The organism is Thalassospira sp. MCCC 1A01428 (assembly GCF_002115825.1).
Lineage (GTDB): Bacteria > Pseudomonadota > Alphaproteobacteria > Rhodospirillales > Thalassospiraceae > Thalassospira.
This window is the reverse complement of sequence record NZ_JFJZ01000106.1, coordinates 1-3,450: the sequence shown is the minus strand read 5'-3', so window position 1 is coordinate 3,450 and position 3,450 is coordinate 1. Positions and strand designations below refer to the sequence as shown.

The 3,450-nt window shown below is 53.5% G+C and carries 3 protein-coding genes; all 3 read right to left on the bottom strand.

Going from position 1 to position 3,450, the window contains the following annotated elements:
• Nucleotides 1-155: 155 nt before the first annotated feature.
• Nucleotides 156-1,574 carry an MFS transporter gene (locus THS27_RS25920; protein WP_085595864.1) on the bottom strand — a complete coding sequence of 473 codons (1,419 nt, stop codon included), beginning with the start codon at nt 1,572-1,574 and terminating at the stop codon, nt 156-158.
• A gap of 84 nt (nt 1,575-1,658) precedes the next feature.
• On the bottom strand, nt 1,659-2,270 hold the full coding sequence (locus THS27_RS25915) for a TetR/AcrR family transcriptional regulator (protein ID WP_210403026.1): 612 nt from the start codon (nt 2,268-2,270) through the stop codon (nt 1,659-1,661).
• 207 nt (nt 2,271-2,477) lie between these two features.
• Nucleotides 2,478-3,353: a LysR family transcriptional regulator gene (locus THS27_RS25910; protein ID WP_085595863.1), complete on the bottom strand. Its 876-nt coding sequence runs from the start codon at nt 3,351-3,353 to the stop codon at nt 2,478-2,480.
• Nucleotides 3,354-3,450 lie beyond the last annotated feature (97 nt).

Genomic DNA, 3,450 nt, shown 5'->3' with positions numbered 1-3,450 from the left:
GCCGTGAGGGGACGCTTACTTCATGATGGTATACCTCAAAATGTTTATGTGTCGCTCGGTAAGGGAATAGTTATCTGCCGGTAATCGGCAGAAACGGCAGGAATAGTCACGCCGTTAGCGGGCGCGCCGATAACTGGAGCAATCGATATTTTTGCTCATCGGGGTAATTCTTTGTTCGCTGTCAAACCGATGGAAAGCCATCCTCCAACGAGAAGACAGATTGCTATCGCTGTTGCGGCAACGCTATATGCGCGCCCCGTGGATTCAACGTCGGTTGCCGTTCCTAAAACGGTGAAAAACAATCCGCCAATGACAGCCGCTGCCAGCGCACCGCCCATCTGGAACGTTGAATTGACCAAGCCAGAGGCCAGTCCCGACTGCGACCTGTCGACCCGTTGCACGATGCTTTTCACAAGATTGGGAAGAGCAACTCCCTGCCCTACGCCAACAACAAAAAGCGCAACGAAAACAAAATGTGAGAACCCGAAAGAGATAAGAACGGCCGTTGCAAGCAGACCGATAGCTTGTATTGCCATACCCAGGCCGGCGGAAAATCTTCCGAAGATGCGAAGGAAGCGCTCACTTGCAAAAGGGCCAAGGGCAAAGCCGACTGCCGCCGGAAGGATCGCCAACCCGGCCTCGAACGGCGTCCGACCAAGGCCGCCCTGCTCATAGACCGAGAATATCAGCCAGAAGGCCGCAACGGCGTAATAGAGCAATGCAGCTAACAGACCCCGCATTAACCCCGGATTTTTAAGCAGGCTCGGCGCCAGAATGGGATCTCTTCCCATCGACTCAATGTGTTTTTCATGCCGCCAGAACAGAACAAACAACGGCAAGGAAGTGGCAAGCATTAAAATGAGCCAAACCGACCACCCCTGCTCCCGGCCCTCTATCACCGGCGCGATCAGTGCAAAAAGTCCAAGCGCGATCAGCAATGCTCCGCCGATATCAAGCGTGCCTGGATGTTCGGATCTGGTTTCGCGTAACAGAAGAAATGCCGACGGCGCGGTGATCGCGATCACAGGAAGGTTGATGATGAAGATTGCCCGCCATCCAAGACCAAAGATGTTCAGCGCAATCAGCGCTCCACCAAGGAAAAGGCCGGCCATTGATGCCACCCCGAACGTAAGGGCATAGAAACTAAGCGCCTTTGATTTTTCGTGGTCGGGAAAAATTGCGTTAATTGATGCCAAAGCCTGCGGCGCCATGATTGCTGCGGCAAATCCCTGAAGGACACGACCGATGATCAGAACAGCAGGAGACCATGCAAATCCACATAAGGCAGAAGCAGCAGCAAACCCGAGCATTCCTGACAGAAAAACATTTCGACGACCATATAGGTCTCCCAGCCTGCCCCCTGTAATCAGCATAACTGCGTAGGTTGTGGCGTAACCCGAAATAATCAGTTGCATTGCCGCTGCTGAAGCACGGAAGTCCTCCCGGATTGAAGGCAGCGCCACATTCACGATGAAGAAATCAAGTGGGGGCAAAAAAGCCCCGACTAATAAAATAACCAGTGCAATCCAGCGACGCGGATCGGGATTGTCTTTGACGTCAAAGCTATGTCTCACATGTGCCTCTACATCGCCCTGGAGAAACGGACGACCAATTTGCGGGAATAAAGAAATTTGGAACCAATCAGTTCCAAATTAGAGTTAGTCAAGCGCTTTTAGCACCAAGTCGACCATAGCCCTCGTTTCGTCGCGATCTGCTCCTGCCTTGCCCAGAACACGCATACCTTGAATCTGGCACACAAGGAATCTGGCAAGCGTTCGATCATCGAGCCCGGGATCAATTTCCCCCAGGGATTGAGCTCTTATGATCGCTGCCGCATAAAGATCTTGCAGTCGCCGAAACAGGCGGGAAATTCGGGCTGAGACCTCCTTATCGTCAGGAAGCATCTCAAGAGCCGCAAAAACAACAAAGCACCCACGTAAACCGAGCGTGCCAGACGAATAATCAACATGCTGCAAAAATGCTTCCCGAATTGCGCCTTTTGGCGACGAGTGCGAATGCAGCGTCTCCCCAACCGAGCGAATGGCATCCTCGATATAGAGATCAAGAGCGCGCAAATAGACGCCTCTCTTGTCTACAAAAGCCTTATAGAAACTTCCCCTCGACAGCTCCATGCCTTTAAGCAAGTCGGGAAGGGATGCATCGTGATATCCACGGTCCCAAAATACGTCCATCGCTTTTCGAACTGCATCATCAAGTTCAAATTCGCGAGGGCGACCAACGGACGCATATGTCTGAGTGCGTTTTATCATGGCCCACTTATGGAACCATTCGGTTCCTAATGCAAGTGTTATTTCCAAGCTACAGGGACGTGGTCATGAAGCGATGCATACCTGCCGGTTTACTTCCGGGTTTTTAACAGACCTCAACGGTGCTGCCACACGGCCCCGGCCCCGCCTATCATAGCAACAGTCAGGGCCGGGTCCTGTGAGCGGGTCTTAACCAACAAAATCTTTGACTTACTGAAGAATCTGCTCAACGAAATTCGCAAACGCCCTTGCCTTGGCACTGACCAGACGCCCCGTCGGAAAGACCGCCCAAAGGTCGATATCGGGAAGTTCCCAATCCTCCAGAACGCGCTGCACGTCGCCACTCCGCAGTTCCGGCCAAAACATCCAGTCCGACGTCACGGCCAGCCCCATGTCTGCCTTGACAGCCTCGCGGATGCCTTCGGCGGCAGTGAAGCGGGTCCGTCCTGCCACGACGACAGAGGCCTCTGTCCCATTCCTTTTAAAAATCCAGCTATTTCCGAGCTGGGTGTAGACGACCGCCTCATGCATGGCAAGGTCTGCAGGCACTTGAGGTACGCCGTGTTTTTCGAGATAAAAAGCTGTCGCGACCACAGAACGACGCCCCGTGGCGATCTTGCGCGCAATGGCAGAAGAATCCGCAAGGTCACCCATGCGTAACGCAATGTCGATGCCCTCCGAGACGAGATCGATGACACGATCATCTAGAACAACATCCACTTCCAGCTCCGGATGAGCGGACAGGAACTCTGGCAGGCGCGGAATAACCATGAGTCGAGCAAATGTCGTCGCTGCACAGACCCGGAGACGGCCTGAAAGGCCTGCACCCGCCCCCTTCGCTTCAAGCTCTGCCTCATCCGCCTCCTGAATGGCCACCTTTGCTCTTTCATAGAAACGAATACCGGCATCTGTTGGCGTCAGGCCATGGGTGGATCGAATGAGCAAGCGGACCTGAAGGCGATCCTCCAACTGGGCAATGGTCTTGGAAATAGCGGGCTGGCCGACACCAATCCGCTTGGCCGCCCCTGAAAACGATCCCGTTTCAATCACGCGCACGAAGACGGTCATCGCCTGAAATCTGTCCATTGCTCATTCTCCTTGGGAATAACCATTATCGCTTCAAGCGACCTGCCGCAACATTAAAGGAATGGTCATAACTCTCTCTAGGCTCAGGACTCATTAA

Coding starts and splice junctions, on each gene's coding strand:
- THS27_RS25910 (WP_085595863.1), bottom strand. CDS start 3,353: ATGGACAGATTTCAGGCGATGACCGTCTTCGTGCGCGTGATTGAAACG.
- THS27_RS25915 (WP_210403026.1), bottom strand. CDS start 2,270: ATGATAAAACGCACTCAGACATATGCGTCCGTTGGTCGCCCTCGCGAA.